The organism is Streptomyces sp. NPDC048142 (assembly GCF_043202835.1).
Taxonomy (GTDB): Bacteria; Actinomycetota; Actinomycetes; order Streptomycetales; family Streptomycetaceae; genus Streptomyces.
Genome location: NZ_JBIDBC010000048.1, coordinates 12,098 through 27,430, shown reverse-complemented (window position 1 = coordinate 27,430; position 15,333 = coordinate 12,098). Strand labels below are relative to the sequence as shown.

General features: G+C 73.0%; 13 protein-coding genes. 5 read left to right on the top strand and 8 right to left on the bottom strand.

The window, feature by feature from the left end:
- Positions 1-3 precede the first annotated feature (3 nt).
- Both purU and ACGF2Y_RS34485 read right to left on the bottom strand, forming a co-directional pair.
- Positions 4-900: a formyltetrahydrofolate deformylase gene (gene purU, locus ACGF2Y_RS34490; RefSeq protein ID WP_392955566.1), complete on the bottom strand. Its 897-nt coding sequence runs from the start codon at positions 898-900 to the stop codon at positions 4-6.
- 28 nt (positions 901-928) lie between these two features.
- Positions 929-1,375: a hypothetical protein gene (locus ACGF2Y_RS34485; RefSeq protein WP_392955597.1), complete on the bottom strand. Its 447-nt coding sequence runs from the start codon at positions 1,373-1,375 to the stop codon at positions 929-931.
- Between the two features lie 174 nt (positions 1,376-1,549).
- Between ACGF2Y_RS34485 and ACGF2Y_RS34480 the strand changes: the two genes are divergently transcribed.
- Positions 1,550-2,821: an ABC transporter substrate-binding protein gene (locus ACGF2Y_RS34480; protein WP_392955564.1), complete on the top strand. Its 1,272-nt coding sequence runs from the start codon at positions 1,550-1,552 to the stop codon at positions 2,819-2,821.
- 52 nt (positions 2,822-2,873) lie between these two features.
- On the opposite strand, the gene ACGF2Y_RS34475 is transcribed toward ACGF2Y_RS34480, so the two are convergent.
- Complete coding sequence (locus ACGF2Y_RS34475) at positions 2,874-4,514, bottom strand: hypothetical protein (RefSeq protein WP_392955562.1); 1,641 nt, start codon at positions 4,512-4,514, stop codon at positions 2,874-2,876.
- Between the two features lie 324 nt (positions 4,515-4,838).
- Entirely contained in the window at positions 4,839-6,221 is a 1,383-nt protein-coding gene (locus tag ACGF2Y_RS34470) for a transcriptional regulator (RefSeq protein ID WP_392955560.1), read from the bottom strand.
- Between the two features lie 289 nt (positions 6,222-6,510).
- On the opposite strand from ACGF2Y_RS34470, the gene ACGF2Y_RS34465 reads away from it, so the two are divergent.
- The 3 genes from ACGF2Y_RS34465 (at position 6,511) to ACGF2Y_RS34455 (ending at position 9,787) form a co-directional block, all read left to right on the top strand.
- Complete coding sequence (locus ACGF2Y_RS34465) at positions 6,511-7,197, top strand: bifunctional DNA primase/polymerase (protein WP_392955595.1); 687 nt, start codon at positions 6,511-6,513, stop codon at positions 7,195-7,197.
- A 128-nt stretch (positions 7,198-7,325) separates the two neighbouring features.
- On the top strand, positions 7,326-8,153 hold the full coding sequence (locus ACGF2Y_RS34460; RefSeq protein WP_392955558.1) for an ABC transporter ATP-binding protein: 828 nt from the start codon (positions 7,326-7,328) through the stop codon (positions 8,151-8,153).
- A complete protein-coding gene (locus ACGF2Y_RS34455) occupies positions 8,150-9,787 on the top strand; it encodes a transporter (RefSeq protein ID WP_392955556.1) in 1,638 nt (545 codons plus the stop codon). Before ACGF2Y_RS34460 ends, ACGF2Y_RS34455 begins: the two co-directional genes overlap by 4 nt.
- Positions 9,788-9,908: 121 nt before the next feature.
- On the opposite strand, the gene ACGF2Y_RS34450 is transcribed toward ACGF2Y_RS34455, so the two are convergent.
- Positions 9,909-10,802 carry an alpha/beta fold hydrolase gene (locus ACGF2Y_RS34450; protein ID WP_392955554.1) on the bottom strand — a complete coding sequence of 298 codons (894 nt, stop codon included), beginning with the start codon at positions 10,800-10,802 and terminating at the stop codon, positions 9,909-9,911.
- A gap of 715 nt (positions 10,803-11,517) precedes the next feature.
- Entirely contained in the window at positions 11,518-12,210 is a 693-nt protein-coding gene (locus ACGF2Y_RS34445; protein ID WP_392955553.1) for a metal-dependent transcriptional regulator, read from the bottom strand.
- 246 nt (positions 12,211-12,456) lie between these two features.
- Here ACGF2Y_RS34445 and ACGF2Y_RS34440 point away from each other — a divergent pair, with 246 nt between their 5' ends.
- Positions 12,457-13,212 carry an SIS domain-containing protein gene (locus tag ACGF2Y_RS34440; RefSeq protein ID WP_392955551.1) on the top strand — a complete coding sequence of 252 codons (756 nt, stop codon included), beginning with the start codon at positions 12,457-12,459 and terminating at the stop codon, positions 13,210-13,212.
- Between the two features lie 50 nt (positions 13,213-13,262).
- Here ACGF2Y_RS34440 and ACGF2Y_RS34435 read toward each other — a convergent pair whose 3' ends face one another.
- Together ACGF2Y_RS34435 and ACGF2Y_RS34430 are read right to left on the bottom strand one after the other, a co-directional pair.
- Positions 13,263-14,555 carry a sensor histidine kinase gene (locus ACGF2Y_RS34435; protein ID WP_392955549.1) on the bottom strand — a complete coding sequence of 431 codons (1,293 nt, stop codon included), beginning with the start codon at positions 14,553-14,555 and terminating at the stop codon, positions 13,263-13,265.
- Positions 14,552-15,241 (bottom strand): response regulator transcription factor, encoded by a 690-nt coding sequence (locus ACGF2Y_RS34430; protein ID WP_392955547.1) that lies wholly within the window; start codon positions 15,239-15,241, stop codon positions 14,552-14,554. The genes ACGF2Y_RS34435 and ACGF2Y_RS34430 overlap by 4 nt, the downstream gene beginning before the upstream one ends.
- Between the last annotated feature and the right edge of the window lie 92 nt (positions 15,242-15,333).

The window sequence follows — 15,333 nt, the reverse complement described above, 5'->3', positions numbered from 1 at the left end:
CTCTTACGCGAAGATCACCGTGCGGCGGCCGTTGAGCAGGATGCGCCGCTCCGCGTGCCACTTCACCGCGCGCGCCAGCGCCTGGCACTCCACGTCCCGGCCGATGGCGACCAGCTGGTCCGGCGTCACGTCGTGACCGACGCGCTCGACCTCCTGCTCGATGATCGGGCCCTCGTCGAGGTCGGCGGTGACGTAGTGCGCGGTCGCGCCGATCAGCTTCACCCCGCGCGCGTGCGCCTGGTGGTAGGGCTTGGCGCCCTTGAAGCTCGGCAGGAACGAGTGGTGGATGTTGATGATCCGGCCGCTCAGCTGCTTGCACAGGTCGTCGGAGAGGACCTGCATGTAGCGGGCCAGGACGACCAGCTCGACGTTCTCCTCGCGGACCAGCTCCAGGAGCCGCGCCTCGGCCTCCGGCTTGTTGTCCTTCGTCACCGGGAGGTGCCGGAAGGGGATGCCGTACGAGGCGACGAGCTCGGCGAAGTCCGTGTGGTTGGAGACGACGGCCGCGATCTCGACCGGCAGCGCCCCGGTGCGGGAGCGGAACAGCAGGTCGTTGAGGCAGTGGCCGAACTTGCTGACCATCAGCACGATCCGCATGCGCTCCGCGGACCGGTGGATCTGCCACTCCATCCGGAAGGCCTCCCCGATCGCGGCGAAGCTGGCACGCAGTTTGTCCACGGTCACGACGGCGTCCGCCGAGAAGTGGACGCGCATGAAGAACAGGCCCGTGTCGTGGTCCCCGAACTGCTGACTGTCCTCGATGTTGCAGCCGGTCATGAAGAGATAGCTCGACACGGCGTGCACGATGCCCTGTTTGTCGGGGCAGGAGAGCGTGAGGACGTACTGCTCGGTCGCGGCGGCGTCCGAGGCGGCGGAGGGGGCGGGCTGCGGCGCGGTCATCCTCGTAGGGTGCCACACCCGCCGGATCCTAGGCGGCCCTGGTCATGATGCGGATGACGTCCAGCGAGTGCGGCGGTATGTCCGGATCCTCCGCGTCGTTGGTGGCGAGCATCACATGGGCCTCGCGGGCCGCGTGGACGGCCTCGGGCCAGCCGTGGTGCTCCAGATAGGCGGAGACAGGGGCGTCCGCGCCGACCTGGTGCATGATCCGCAGCACCCGCAGCGCGGCGGCGTCCACGGCGGCGGCCTCGGCGGAGTCCCTGAATATGGTGCCGACGTACTTCTCGGCGGACCAGTTGTCGAGCCAGGTGTCCTCGACCAGGCGGTACACGGCGTCGGTGACGTCCCCGTACCCTTCCCGGCCGGCGAGCCAGCACTCGTGGTGGAAGGCGGGGTCGGAGAGCATGTGCAGCGCCGAGCGCACGTTGGTGCGCCAGCGCCACCACGGCATGTCAGTGAGCGGCATGCCGCCCATGGTGGAGGAGCGACGGCCGCGACGGGAAGAGTTCTCCGAACCTTGCTGCACGGTCGTCGATCGTACGTTCCTTCACACCACCCCCGCACGGGCCCCCGTAATTCACCGGGACGTCACCGTGCGTTGAGGAAGGCACACCGCGCAGTTACCCGGGGCCCGGAAGGCTCCTGGTCCATGACCGGACGGCGACGCCCCACCTTTCCCCGCCCCTTCCCGGGCGTCATCAGCGCGACGGCGGCGGGGGCGGTGCTGCTGTCCGGCTGCGGTGTGCTCCCTGGGGTCTCGGGGGGATCCAGGGAGCCCGTCACCGTGATGACCTGGGCGCCCGACCGGTCGGAGGACGTCACCGCGGTGGAGATGGCCGGGGTGCCCGCGATGGCGCAGACGTACGCCCGCTGGGTCAACGACACCGGCGGCATCGACGGGCGCGAGCTGCGGGTGATCGTCTGCGACGAGGCCGACACCACCATCGGCGCCGAGCGGTGCGCGCGGGAGGCCGTCAAGAAGGAGGTGGCCGCCGTCGTCGGCTCCTACAGCCGCCACGGGCAGAGCTTCATGCCCGCGCTGGAGGCGGGCGGTGTCCCGTACATCGGCGGTTACGGCGCCTCCACCGAGGAGTTCAGCAGCTATCTCTCCTACCCCGTCAACGGCGGTCAGCCGGCCCTGCTGGCGGGCCACGGGCAGCAGTTGGGCCGCAGCTGCGAGCGGGTCTCGCTGGTACGCCCCGACTCGATCGGCGGCGACGGCATGCCGCCGCTCCTGAACAACGGGCTGATGGCCGCCGACCGGCCCGCCTCCGCCGACATCCTGGCCCCCCTGAACGCCACGTCCTACGACGAGCAGGCCACGCAGGCGCTGGAGCGGTCCGACGGCGGCTGTGTGACGGCGGTGCTCGGCACCCGTACGGAGACGTTCTTCGACTCCTTCCGCCGGCTGGAGCCGGACGGCGGGCGGGTCAGGATCTCCTCCGTGCTGGGCAGCGTCAGCCAGCGGCTCATCGACCGCACGGGCGGCCGGAACAGCCCCTTCGAGGGCGCCTACATCACCGGCTGGTACCCGGACGCGAAGAATACGCGCTGGAAGGAGATGCGCGAGGTGATCAGGAAGTACGCCTTCGGGGACAACCGCATCGACCCGGACGACACCGCCGTGCAGACGACGTGGATCGCGTACACGGCCCTGCGGGCCGCCGTCAGGGCGATCGGCGACCAGGACGTCACCTCGGGCCGGGTCGTGGCCGCCCTCAACCAGGGCGTCGAGGTCGACACGGGCGGTCTGACCCCGACGCTCCGCTGGCGCTTCAAGGACCTGGTCGGGACGTTGCGCTACCCGCGCATCGTCAACACGAAGGTGACGTTCCAGGTGGTCCACAAGGGTCGGCTCACCGCCCAGAAGAAGGGCTTCGTGGACGTCTTGGAAGCCCTGACGGACGCCCCGCGCGGCTAGACGCCCGCCGGGTCCGGCCGGACCGGGGGGAGCCCGGCCGGACCCGGGTGGGTCAGAGTTCGGTGTACGCGTGCTTGGCCAGGCCGTACTTCGCCGCGATCGCGTTCCACAGCTTGGACGCCTCGCGCTTGGCCTCGGTGGCCACCCCGCTCTGCTGGTTGCCGCGGGCCGTCTCGTTCGTCGACCGGGCCTTGCCGCCCTTGCACACGGACTTGTTCTTCTTGGCCTGCCGCGCCCAGGTGGCGTAGTGCTCGTCGGCGGCGGCGGAGGCCTTCCACGCCCGGTTCAGCGAGGAGGTCAGCTCCGCGCTCCGCGGAAGCTTGTCCACCGTCAGTTCTCCGAGCCGGGTCACCAGGTCACGACGCTGCTGGGCGGCGTCCTTGAGGTCGGTGTTCGCCTGGTCCAGGTCCGTGCAGGACTTGATCTTCTCGACCGCGCTGATCACCGCGGCCCGGCTGTTGTTGCTGTCGGCCAGCAGCCTGTCCAGTGCCTTCGCCTGCGGCTTCGCCGGGTCGGGCGCCGCCTTGGCGGTGGGCTCGGCGACCGGTGAGCTCTGCGCGGCGACCGGCTGCTTGTCGTCCTTGCCGGAATCGTCGCCACCGCTCATCAGCGCGCCCGCGCCGAGCCCGATGACGGCGCAGCCGACGACGACACCGGCGATCAGCGGAACGTGCGCGGACCGCCGGCGCGGCGGCTCACCGTCCAGGTGCGCGGGCGGTCCGTCCTGCTCCGCGCGGCCCTGGAGTCCCTGGAGGCCGGACCGGTAGCCCCCGGGGGCGTGCGGCGGCAACTGGCCGCCCTGGGAGTGCTGCTGGGGCTGGTAACCCTGCTGCTGGGGCTGGTAGCCCTGCTGCTGGTACGGGGACGGGGGCTGCTGCTGGTACGGCGGCGGGGACTGCTGCTGGTACGGCGGCTGGTACGGCGGCTGGGGCTGCTGACCCGCGTCGACCTGCGGCATCTGCTGCGTGGCGCCCGCCGGTTCGTCCGTACGGAACAGGTTGTCGAACTCCGCGGGCGGCTGCCGGTCCCCCGGCACGCCCGGCCTGCCCCCGTACGGAGCGCCTCCGGGCACCGGGGGTATGTACTGGGTCGCGTCGGCGTCCCCGCCGCCCGGCGCGGGCCCCACAGGGCCGGGGCCGCCCGGGACGGGCGCGATGAACTGCGTGGCGTCCGCGTCACCGCCGGGCACACCCTGCCCGGCCTGCCCGGTCTGACCCCCCTGCCCGCCCGGCCCGACCTCCGGCGGCAGCGGCTGCGCGTACGGCTGCTGGGGCTGGTGCGGAGGCTGGGGCTGCTGGTGCTGCGGCTGGTACCCACCGGGCTGCTGGGACTGCTGCTGCTGCGGCGGCTGCTGGTAGGAGCCGGGCTGCTGGGGCTGCTGATACGCCCCCGGCTGCTGGTACGCCTCCGGGCCCGGCGGCTGCTGCGCGGGCGGCAGGGGCTGCGCCGGCGGGTAGCCGTAGTGCCCCTGTGCCTGCTGGTCCGGCTGCGGCGGCCCGGCGGACTGCGGCCCCCAGTGCTGCCCCCACGGCTGACCGTCTGCGGGCACCCCCTGCCCGGCCTGTCCGCCCTGTCCGGCCGCGGGCGCCCCCGGGGTCCAGGGGGCACCGTCGTCGGCAGGCAGCACGACAGCTTCGTGCGCGGGTCGTGCGGCGGGGAGCTCGTGCTCGCCGCCCTGTCCGCTCTGCGTCACCGGGACTCCTACGTGTGAACCTACGGAATCGTCGGCTCACGCTATCGGGTGGCCGCCCGGCACCGCCAAGCGCGTGGCGCCCCTCACACCCCCTTCACAGCGCGGGTAACATCCTGCGGCCCCGCGACGCTGTCAGGGGGATCCGGCGGATCAGGGCCGGACGCCCCTTGACGGCCCGGACGCCCCTTGACGGCCGCCCCCCTGACGCCCGGACACTTCTTGACGGCCGACGCCCCTTGGCGGCCGGACATCCCCTGACGGCCGGGCCGCCGCGCACGCGGCCCGGACCGCGCCCGGCCCGCGCCCGGACCGCGCAGCCCCCTTTCAGGCCGCCTGGAGCTCCAGCCGCTCGCCGAACTCCCGTACCGCGGGCTCCTGCCCGTAGGGCGTGAGCCGCTGCTGGAGGTCGTCGAGATACTCGGCGCCCCGGCTGGAGCGCACCGTCGACAGCAGCTCCATCGCCCGGGTCCCCGTGTGGCACGCCCGCTCCACCTCGCGCTGCTGCACCTGGGCCGAGGCCAGCAGCACCAGCGCGATGCCCCGGCGCCGGGCCCGGGTCTCCGGCAGCGCGGCCAGCGCCTCCTTGGCCCGCCGGGCGGCCTCGTGCGCCTGCCCCAGGTCCCGGTGGCAGTGGGCCAGTTCGTCCGCGAGATAGCCCGCGTCGAAGTGCGCGATCCAGATCGGGTCGTCGCCGGTGTCCGGGCCCGCCTGCTCCAGGGCGGCGACCGCCCGCCCCGCCACCGTGTGGCAGGCCCTGGCGTCCCCGAGCAGCGCGTGCCCCCGGGCCTCCGCCGCGTAGAACATCGACTGGGCGCGGGGGGTGACCTGCCCCCGGGCCCCTTCCTGGGCGGCGCGGGCCAGTTGGGCGATCTCGCGGGGGTTGCCGAGCTGGGCGGCGAGATGGCTCATCGACGCGGCGAGCACATAGCCGCCGTACGCCCGGTCGCCCGCCGCCTGCGCGAGCCGCAGCGCCTGGATGTAGTAGCGCTGGGCGAGGCCGGGCTGGCCGGTGTCGACCGCCATGTAGCCGCCGAGCTCGGTGAGCCGGGCCACCGCGCCGAACAGCTGGCGCCCCACCTGTTCGCGGTACGCACCCGAAAGCAGCCCGGAGACCACGCTGTTGAGGTAGTGCACGAGCACCGGCCGGACATGGCCGCTGCCGAAGCGGTGGTCGAGGTCGGTCAGCGCGGCGGTCATCGCCCGCACCGCCTCGACGTCGGACATCCCGACCCGGGCCCCCGCCGTCCGCTCGACCTGCGGGTCCGGGCCCGAGATCAGCCAGTCCCGGCTGGGCTCGACGAGCGCGGACGCGGCGACCGCCGACCCGGTGAGCAGATCGCGGCGGCCCACGTCGCTGCGCCACAGCTCGCAGACCTGCTCGACGGCCCCGGCGACGGTCGGCGCGTACTGGAGGCCGACGCCGGAGGCCAGGTTCTTGCCGTTGGCCATGCCGATCTCGTCGATCGTGACCGTACGGCCGAGCTTGCGGCCCAGCGCCTCGGCGATGAGCCCCGGGGCCCGGCCCCGGGGCTGCTGTCCGCGCAGCCAACGGGCCACGGAGGTCTTGTCGTAGCGCAGATCGAGCCCCCGCTCGGCCCCGACCATGTTCACGCGGCGCGCGAGGCCCGCGTTGGAACAGGCGGCTTCCTGGATGAGCGTCTGGAGCCGTTCGTTGGGCTGGCGGGCTACGAGAGGCCTTGCAGCCATATGTCCCCCTGAATCATCGGTTATGTGCAGTGATCGGTGGAAGGGATCACTGCCCGGCACATACACAAGAAATGCGCATATTCATCGGCATTCGGTACGGACATGGCGCGTTGCACCGACGCGGAGGTCCGGGCGCGTTCCCGGGCGGCGGTCCTGGGGGTGGTTACCCGCCCTTCGGTGCGGCGCCTCACGCGCGCCCCCGCTCGTGCACCGATGCGCCCCGCGTGCAGGATCGATGCGCCGGGCCCCGGTTCAGGGGAGGCCGTAACCCCTGGTGACGGCGGGAGTTGTGCTGGGCGTGGAAGAGCCCATCGGAGTCACGGAAGCCGCACAAGTCCCTCAGCAGCGGGGCGAGCACCTGCTCGACGCCGCGGTGCGGTATGCGGAAGAGCGTCACTGGGACGTGTTCCCCGGCACCTGGCTTGAGGCGGTGGGCGGCGGGGAACGGTGCTCGTGCGGCGAAGCCGGCTGCGCCCTGCCCGGGGCCCACGCGGACCGGCCCGACTGGGCGGGCCAGGCGACCGGCAGCGGGGCGGCGGCCCGGCGCATGTGGAGCAGGCAGCCCCGCGCCTCGGTGCTGCTGCCGACCGGCCGGACCTTCGACGCCCTGGAGGTCCCGGAGTCCGCGGGCTTCCTGGCGCTGGCCCGGATGGAGCGGATGGACCTGACACTGGGCCCGGTCACCTGCACGCCCGACCGCCGGATGCTGTTCTTCGTGCTGCCGGGGGCCGCCGCCAAGGCCGCCGAGCTGGTGCGCACGCTCGGCTGGGACGCCGAGGCGATCGACCTGACCGGCCGGGGCGAGGGCCACTACATCGCCGCCCCGCCCACCCGGGTCGGCGCCCGGGGGGCCGTGCAGTGGGCCCGCAAGCCCACCCACACCAACCGCTGGCTGCCCGATGTGGACGAGATGATCAGCCCGCTGGCGTACGCCTGCGCCCGTGAGGCGGCCGACGCCCGCACCCGCGTTCCGTAGAGCGCCCGGTCCGCATCGCCCGGTCCGCATCGCACGGACCGCACTTCCCCGGACCGCACCTCCCGGGGCTCCGGTCAGGCCTTTTCGTAGGGTGGTCCCCACCTATGGGGATATCGAAAGGCTGTGCCATGCCGGACCGGGCAGATGCACGTACGGAAACAGACGCGGCGACGGGTGGTGCCCACGAGGGGCGGCCCGCCGTCCGCGTACAGGGGCTGTGGAAGCGGTTCGGGGAGCAGGTCGCCGTCGCGGGGATCGATCTGGAGCTGCCCGCGGGGCAGTTCATCGGCCTGGTGGGACCGAACGGGGCGGGCAAGACGACGACGCTCTCGATGGTCACCGGGCTGCTGCGCCCCGACCTGGGGAAGATCGAGGTCGCGGGCCACGACGTGTGGACGGATCCGGTCGAGGTCAAGTCCCGGATCGGCGTGCTGCCGGAGGGGCTGCGGCTCTTCGAGCGCCTCTCGGGGCGTGAACTGCTCGCGTACAACGGACGGTTGCGCGGCCTGCCGGGCGACGAGGTCGACCAGCGGGCCACGCAGCTGCTGGACGTGCTGGATCTCGCCGGCTCGCAGCACAAGCTGGTCGTCGACTACTCGACCGGTATGCGGAAGAAGATCGGGCTCGCGGCCGCTCTCCTCCACAACCCCGAAGTACTTTTCCTGGACGAGCCGTTCGAGGGTGTCGACCCGGTCTCGGCGCAGACCATCCGCGGCGTGCTGGAGCGCTACACCCGGTCCGGGGCGACCGTGGTCTTCTCCAGCCATGTGATGGAGCTGGTCGAGTCGCTGTGCGACTGGGTCGCCGTGATGGCGGGTGGCCGGATCAAGGCGCAGGGCACGCTGGCCGAGGTGCGCGGAGACGCACCCTCGTTGCAGAACGCCTTCCTCGAACTGGTCGGCGCGGGCGGCCGGGACGCGGGCGACTCCCTCGACTGGCTGGGCGGCGTCCGATGAGCGTGCTGGACGCCCCGGTCGCCACGGCCGCCCCGGCGGCGCCGACGACGCGCCTGACCCCGGTCTTCGTCGCGCTCAAGCTGACACTGCTGCGCAACGGGCTGCGGCAGTCCTCCGGGCGCAGGGCGGCGTTCATCGTCTCCCTCGTCCTCACCCTGCTGCTCGCCGCGGGCCAGGCGCTCGGTCTGGTCCTGCTGCGCGGCGACGAGCACGCGGCCACCGTCGTGGTGCTGCTCACGGGTGTCATGGCGCTCGGCTGGGCGGTGCTGCCGCTGTTCTTCCCCAGCGGTGACGACACCCTCGACCCGACCCGGCTGGTGATGCTGCCGCTGCGGCCCCGGCCGCTGATCCGGGCTCTGCTGGTGTCCTCGATGATCGGCATCGGCCCGCTGTTCACCCTGTGCCTGGTGGTCGGCTCGGTCCTGGCGCTGGCGCACGGGGCGGCGGGGATCGTGTTCGCGGTGCTCGCGGTCCCGCTGACGATGCTGCTCTGCGTGGCGCTGTCCCGGGCGGTGGCCACGGCCAACGTACGGCTGCTGAACTCCCGCAAGGGCCGCGACCTCGCGGTGCTCAGCGGGCTGGTCATCGCGGTGGGCATCCAGTTCGTCAACTTCGGCGCGCAGCGGCTCGGCCAGGCGGGCGGGCTCTCCGCGCTGGACCCGGCGGCGGGCGTGGTCCGCTGGCTGCCCGGCGCCTCCGCCCTGGGGGCGGTGGACGCGGCCTCCGACGGTTCGTACGGCGTCGCGGTCCTCCAGCTGCTGATCACCGTGGCGGCCCTGGTGGCGCTGATGTGGATGTGGCAGCGGAGCCTGACGAAGCTGATGACCTCCCCGGACGGTTCGACCCTGGCGGCGGCGGAGCCGGCCCGCAAGGAGTCCGGCCGGGGCGGTCTGTCGGCGCTGCTGCCGGAGGGGCGTACGGCGACGGTGATGCAGCGCGGTCTGCGGTACGTGGCACGGGACCCGAAGACCAAGGCGGCCTGGGTGACGGCGCTGGCGGTCGGGGCGATCGTGCCGCTGCTCAACGCGATCCAGGGCACCGGCTCGGTCTACCTCGCGTGCTTCGCCGCCGGCCTGCTCGGCATGCAGATGTACAACCAGTTCGGCCAGGACACCTCGGCGTTCTGGATGGTGGCGCTGACGATCTCCTCGCCCCGGGACGCGTTCGTCGAGCTGCGGGCGCGGGCGATGTTCCTGCTGGTGATCACGCTGCCGTTCACGCTCGCGGTGTGTCTGGTGACGGCGGCGATGGTCGGTGACTGGCGGTCGCTGCCGGGGGCGCTGGGCCTGTCGTTCGCGCTGCTGGGCTCGATGCTGGCGACGGGGGCGGTGACTTCGGCGCTGTTCCCGTACTCGATTCCGCAGGAGGGCGCGTTCAAGAACGTGGCGCCGGGGCAGGGCGGTCTGGCCTGGATCTCGATCCTCGGCGGCATGCTGGCCGCCGCGCTGCTGGCCGCGCCGGTGATCGTGCCGACCATCTGGATGCACCTCTCGGATCACCACGACGCGCTGTGGCTCATGGTGCCGGGAGGGCTCGTGTACGCGGCGCTCATCGGGTGGGCGGGGCTGCGGTTCGCCGCGGTGCGCACGGCGAGGCGGCTGCCGGAGATCCTGGCGGCGGTCAGCAAGGGCTGAGCCACCGGCAGCTGCGGCACGGCTACCGCTGGCGCTACCACTACCGCTACCGCTGGGACTGCGGCACGGCTGCGCTGCGACTGCGATACGGCTACGGCTACGGCTACGGCTACGGCTACGGCTACGGGGAGACCGGTTCGCGGTCGTCCTGGTTGTCCTCGGCGAGCTGTTCCAGGAATGGCTCCACCGCGGCCCGCCAGCCCTCCGGCTGGTCGTAGTGGACGAGGTGGCCCGCGTCCGCCACTTCCGCGTACTGGCCGCGGGGCAGGACCCGGACCATCTCCTGGGCCTCGGCGCGGCCCAGCTCCCCGTCGAGGCCGCGCAGCACCAGCGTGGGGCACTGGACCTGGGCCAGCTCCTCCCAGTGGGCGTCGAAGACCCAGGTGGCGCGGGAGCGGAGCATCTGGCGGCGGGAGAAGACGGGGCGCCAGCCGTCCTCCCGCTCGGCCATCACCTCGGCATAGAACGCGCCGCGCGAGGGGTTCGGCCGCTCCACCCAGGGGTCGTCCTCGCCGAACCACTTCCGTACGTCGGCGAGGGTGGCGAAGGGCAGCGGCCAGGAGTCGAACCAGTCGCTCCACTCACGCTGGGAGGCCGCCCCGAGGGCGGAGGCCCGCATGTCGCAGATGACGAGGGCGCGGACGAGGTCGGGGCGCTTGGCGGCGAGCTGCCAGCCGGTGAGCGCTCCCATGGCGTGGCCGACGACGGTGACGGGGCCGAGCCCGAGCTGTTCGATCGCGGCCTCGGCGTCGGAGACGTAGGCGTCGCGGGTGTACGGGCCGTCGGCGGGCTTGTCGCTGCGGCCGTGGCCCCGCTGGTCGAGGCCGACCGCGCGGTGCCGTTCGGCGAGCCAGCGCGCGGTCGGGGCCCAGTGCGAGGCCCGGCCCATCAGCCCGTGCAGCAGTAAGACCCCGGGAGCGCTGTCCGCTTCCGCGCGCCCCTTGGGCGGGTCGGCGAACTCCCATGCCGCGAGGCGTACGCCGTCGGTTCCGGTCACATCGATGCGCCGCACCATAGTCCTGGCACCCCCTTCTGGTCCTCGATCACCGTGTGGTCGCACCCCGCCAGGCTATCGAACCCTTATTCGAAACCGGGGTTTCGCCACCCAACACCCCACGTTCGAGTGACACCGGTCAAGGATTGACGCCGACAGGCCTGGGGAGATCTTCAGCGGGAGGCGGGCCGCTCGGGGACAGGGGCCCGCAGGAGCTGACCCTGGGAGCTCGGGGCTCCGGGTCAGCACAGGGGAGGAACGGCCCCGGCGCCTTCGGACGCCGGGGCCGCCCCCTGTCCGGGGACACCCCCCGGCCGCTTCGACAACGATGGCAAGCGGCGGCGCGAACCGCCCCGCACCGGCCGGGATCGGGGCATTCCGAAGTGCGACGGGCACCGTGCGGTGCGCGTGGTGGTACGACGGGCGCATTCCCTGCTCCCTCCCCGACCGTGCCGGGCGTGGCCGGCCGACACTCTCATCAGGTCCTCTGCCTGGCCTCAGCCTGGCATGTGACGCGTCCGGCCGCTGCCTTTCCGGACGGAAATCGGAAAGCGCACATCACGGTTGTGTTGCCGTGGCCGGCACCCGGCCGGCCACGGCGTCGGCACCGGGCGGTGAACCCGTCCGGCGCCGGGCGGCAACCGCGTCGGTTCTTGGCGGCGACGACCGCGTCAGCGCCTGGCGACGATCACGTCAGCGCCGGCGGCAACCGCGTCAGCGCCTGGCGACGACCGCGTCAGCGCTTGGCGACGAAGACGTGCGAGGCGACCTCGGTGTCGAGCTCCGCCGCCTCCCCGCCGGAGCCGACCAGCACCCCGCCGGGCGACTCGGTCACACTGACGACGGACCCGGGCTGCACCCCGGCCCTGCGCAGCGTGTACATCAGCTGGGCGTCGGTCTGGATCGGCTCCCCGATCCGTCGCACCACCACGGTCTTGCCCTCGGCGCCCGGGTCCAGGTCGGCCAGGCTCACCATGGAGGCGTCCAGGAACGGGTCGGCCTCGGCCTTCTCGCCCAGCTCCTCCAGGCCCGGGATGGGATTCCCGTACGGCGACTCCGTCGGGTGGCGCAGCAGCTCCAGCACCCGCCGCTCCACCGCCTCGCTCATCACGTGCTCCCAGCGGCAGGCCTCGGCGTGGACCTGCTCCCACTCCAGGCCGATCACATCCACGAGCAGACACTCCGCGAGCCGGTGCTTGCGCATGACGCGGGTGGCGAGGCGGCGGCCCTCCTCGGTCAGCTCCAGGTGGCGGTCCCCCGCGACCTGGACCAGTCCGTCGCGCTCCATACGGGCCACCGTCTGGCTGACGGTCGGACCGCTCTGGTCCAGCCGTTCAGCGATGCGGGCGCGCATGGGGACCACGCCTTCCTCTTCCAGTTCGAGGATGGTGCGGAGATACATCTCCGTGGTGTCGATCAGTCCGGACATACGTGCCCCTCGATGCTGTGACTAGAAAACGTCGTGCGATGGCCCTGCACCAATTCTGACGCATAGCGCCGACAACCGTGCCGCCCCGGCGGAAGACCGGTGCACGTGCGCACGCACAGGGCCGCAGGGCGGTATTGACAGGCCACTGGTCCAGACCGCAACGTGATCGGCGGCACGGGCATTCCCCGCCTGCCGGACGCCCTGCCGCACCACCCGTCCCATCCCCCGCCGAAAGGGCTCTCCCCGATGAGCGACAGCAAGCTGGCCGGTCAGTTCTTCGATGCGGCGATCGGCCTGCTGACGCGGGTGCGGGACGAGGAGGCGGGCAGCATCGCCGCCGCGGGCGAGGCCGTCGCGGACACCGTCGAGTCCGGCGGCCGGCTCTTCGCCTTCGGTGCGGGCCACTCCTCGCTGGCCGCCCAGGACGTCGTCTACCGTGCGGGCGGCCTGGCGCTGATGAACCTGCTCACCGTGCCCGGTGCGGTCGGCGTGGACGTCATGCCCGCCACGCTCGGCTCGGCGCTGGAGCGGGTGGACGGGCTCGCCTCGGCCGTCCTGGACTCCAGCCCCGCCACCGCCGGGGACCTCCTGGTGATCGTCTCGCTGTCCGGGCGCAACGCCCTGCCCGTCGAGATGGCGCAGAACGCCCGCGCCCTCGGGCTGAAGGTCGTCGGCCTCACCTCGGTCGCGTACGCGGAGAACACCCGCTCCCGGCACGCCTCGGGCGGCTTCCTGCGGGACCACTGCGACATCGTCCTGGACAGCAAGATCGCGATCGGCGACGCGGAGCTGCGGGCCCCCGGCGTCGAGGCCCCCTTCGCCCCCGCCTCGACCGTGGTGACCAGCGCGATCATGCAGGCGATGCTGGCGGCCGCCGTCGAGCGGCTGGTGGCCCGGGGCATCGAGCCGCCGATGCTGCGCTCGGGGAACGTCGACGGCGGCCACGAGTGGAACGGCCGGGTCATGACGGAGTACCGGGACCGGATCTTCTACCGCCACTGAGCGCCCCTTCCGCTGAACCCCGTCACTTGAACCCCGTCACTTGAACCCCGTCACTGAGCACGGACCTCCGGGGGGCGCGTCCGAGCACGACCCCCGGGAGGCGCCTCGGCAGCACGGACCTCCGGGGCCGCGTCGGCAGCACGGACCGACGGGGGCGCTTCGGCAGCACGGACTTCCAGAGGCCGCGTCGGCAGCACGACCCGGGCCGTCAGCCCGCCTCCCGGGTTGGCGCTCGCGCCGGCCTCCCCGCCGTGCGCCCGTGCCACCGACGCCACGATGGAGAGCCCGAGGCCCGCGCCCTCGCCGGGCCCATGACGGCGGGCCCGCGCGCGGCGGAACGGCTCGAACAGCAGCGGCACGGTCGCCGGGTCCACCACCGGCCCGGTGTTGGCGACCTCCAGGCCGCCCGGCCCGACCCGGACGCGTACGGTCCCGCCGGGATGGTTGTGGCGCAGCGCGTTGGCGACCAGGTTGTGCACGAGGTGGTCGAGCAGGACCGCGTCGCCCTCGACCGTCACCGGCCGGGCCGTCACCTCGACGGTGATGTCCCGTTCCTTCGCCTCGGCGGCCAGGGCCTCGGTGACCGTGGTGGTGGTCTCGTCCAGGGCGACCCGCTCCCGCCGCCGCAGCCCCTCGTCGGAGACCGCGAGGAGCAGCAGCCCCTCGATGAGCCGCTCGCTGCTCGCCGCGGTGTCGATGAGCTTGTCCCGGATCCAGGCGACCTTCTCTGGCGGCGGGTCGTCGGCGAGCCCGATCTCGGCGGCGGCCCGCTGCACGGCCAGCGGGGTGCGCAGTTCGTGGGCGGCGTTGGCGGCGAACCGCTGCCGGGCGGCGACCAGCTCCTGGATCCGGTCGAGCATCCCGTCGAAGGTGTCGGCCAGCTCCTTCAGCTCGCCGGGCGGAGCCTTCAGCGCGAGCCGTTCGTGCAGGTTGGAGCCGGACAGCCGGCGGGCGCGGGCGGTGATGACGCCGACCGGCCGCAGCACCCGGCCCGCCATCCACCAGGCGAGGGCGACCGAGAGTGCGGAGTAGACGGCGAGGGAGACCCCGGAGACGGTCAGCAGCTGGTTGAGCGCGGCGTCCCCGGCGGCGGTGCCGACCTTCTGCGCGACGGCGATCTGGCCGGGTTCGAGGATCGTGGTCCGCGCCCAGTCCGACGAGGGCAGGGCGGGGGCGGTGGCGGCGTCCAGCCGGGAGGCGGGGACCGCCGGGGCGACGGCGGTGACGATGCTGGCGTACACGCCCTCGCTGACCAGCAGGTAGACGATCGCCATGAGCAGGACGCCGGCCATGACCAGCAGTCCGCCGTACAGCGCGGCGAGACGGGTGCGTTCACTGTTCACCGGGCGCTCCCCGTATCCGCCGCGGGGCCGTCCCCGATGCGGTAGCCGACGCCCGGGACCGTATCGATCACCGGGGGCGCGCCGAGTTTGGCGCGGAGTTTGGAGAGGGTGACGCGGACCGCGTTGGTGCGGTAGCTGGTGTCCTCCTCCCACACCTCCTCGATCAGGTCGTCGCCGCTGACGACCGCGCCCTCGGCCCGCAGCAGGGTTTCCAGCACGGCGAACTCCTTGCGGGAGAGGGAGAGGAAGCGCCCGTCGCGGCAGACCTGGCGGCGGGCGGTGTCCAGCCGCAGTCCGGCCCGTTCCAGGACGGGAGGGAGGGCGGGGCGGGCGCGGCGGCCGAGGGCCAGGACCCGGGCGAGGAGTTCGTCGTACGCGAACGGCTTGGTCAGGTAGTCGTCGGCGCCGAGCCCGAGGCCGGCCACCCGGTCCCGTACCGTCCCCGCGGCGGTGAGCATCAGGATCCGGGTCAGCAGGCGCAGGGCGACGACGCGGCGGCACACCTCGTCGCCGTGCAGCCCCGGCAGATCGCGGTCGAGGATCATCACGTCGTACGCGCCGAACCGCAGCCGCTCCAGCGCCGCCCGCCCGTCGGGGGCGACGTCCACGGCGACGGCGTCACGGCGCAGCCCCTCGGCGATCATCTCCGCCAGGAATTCCTCGTCCTCCACCACCAGCACGCGCATGGGCCCTGTGTACCCGAAAGCGATGTTTCGTCGGTGTAAGCATCCGGGCTGAGAGAAACGAAACGGCGTCCTCGCGCACGCTCGGGCCGACG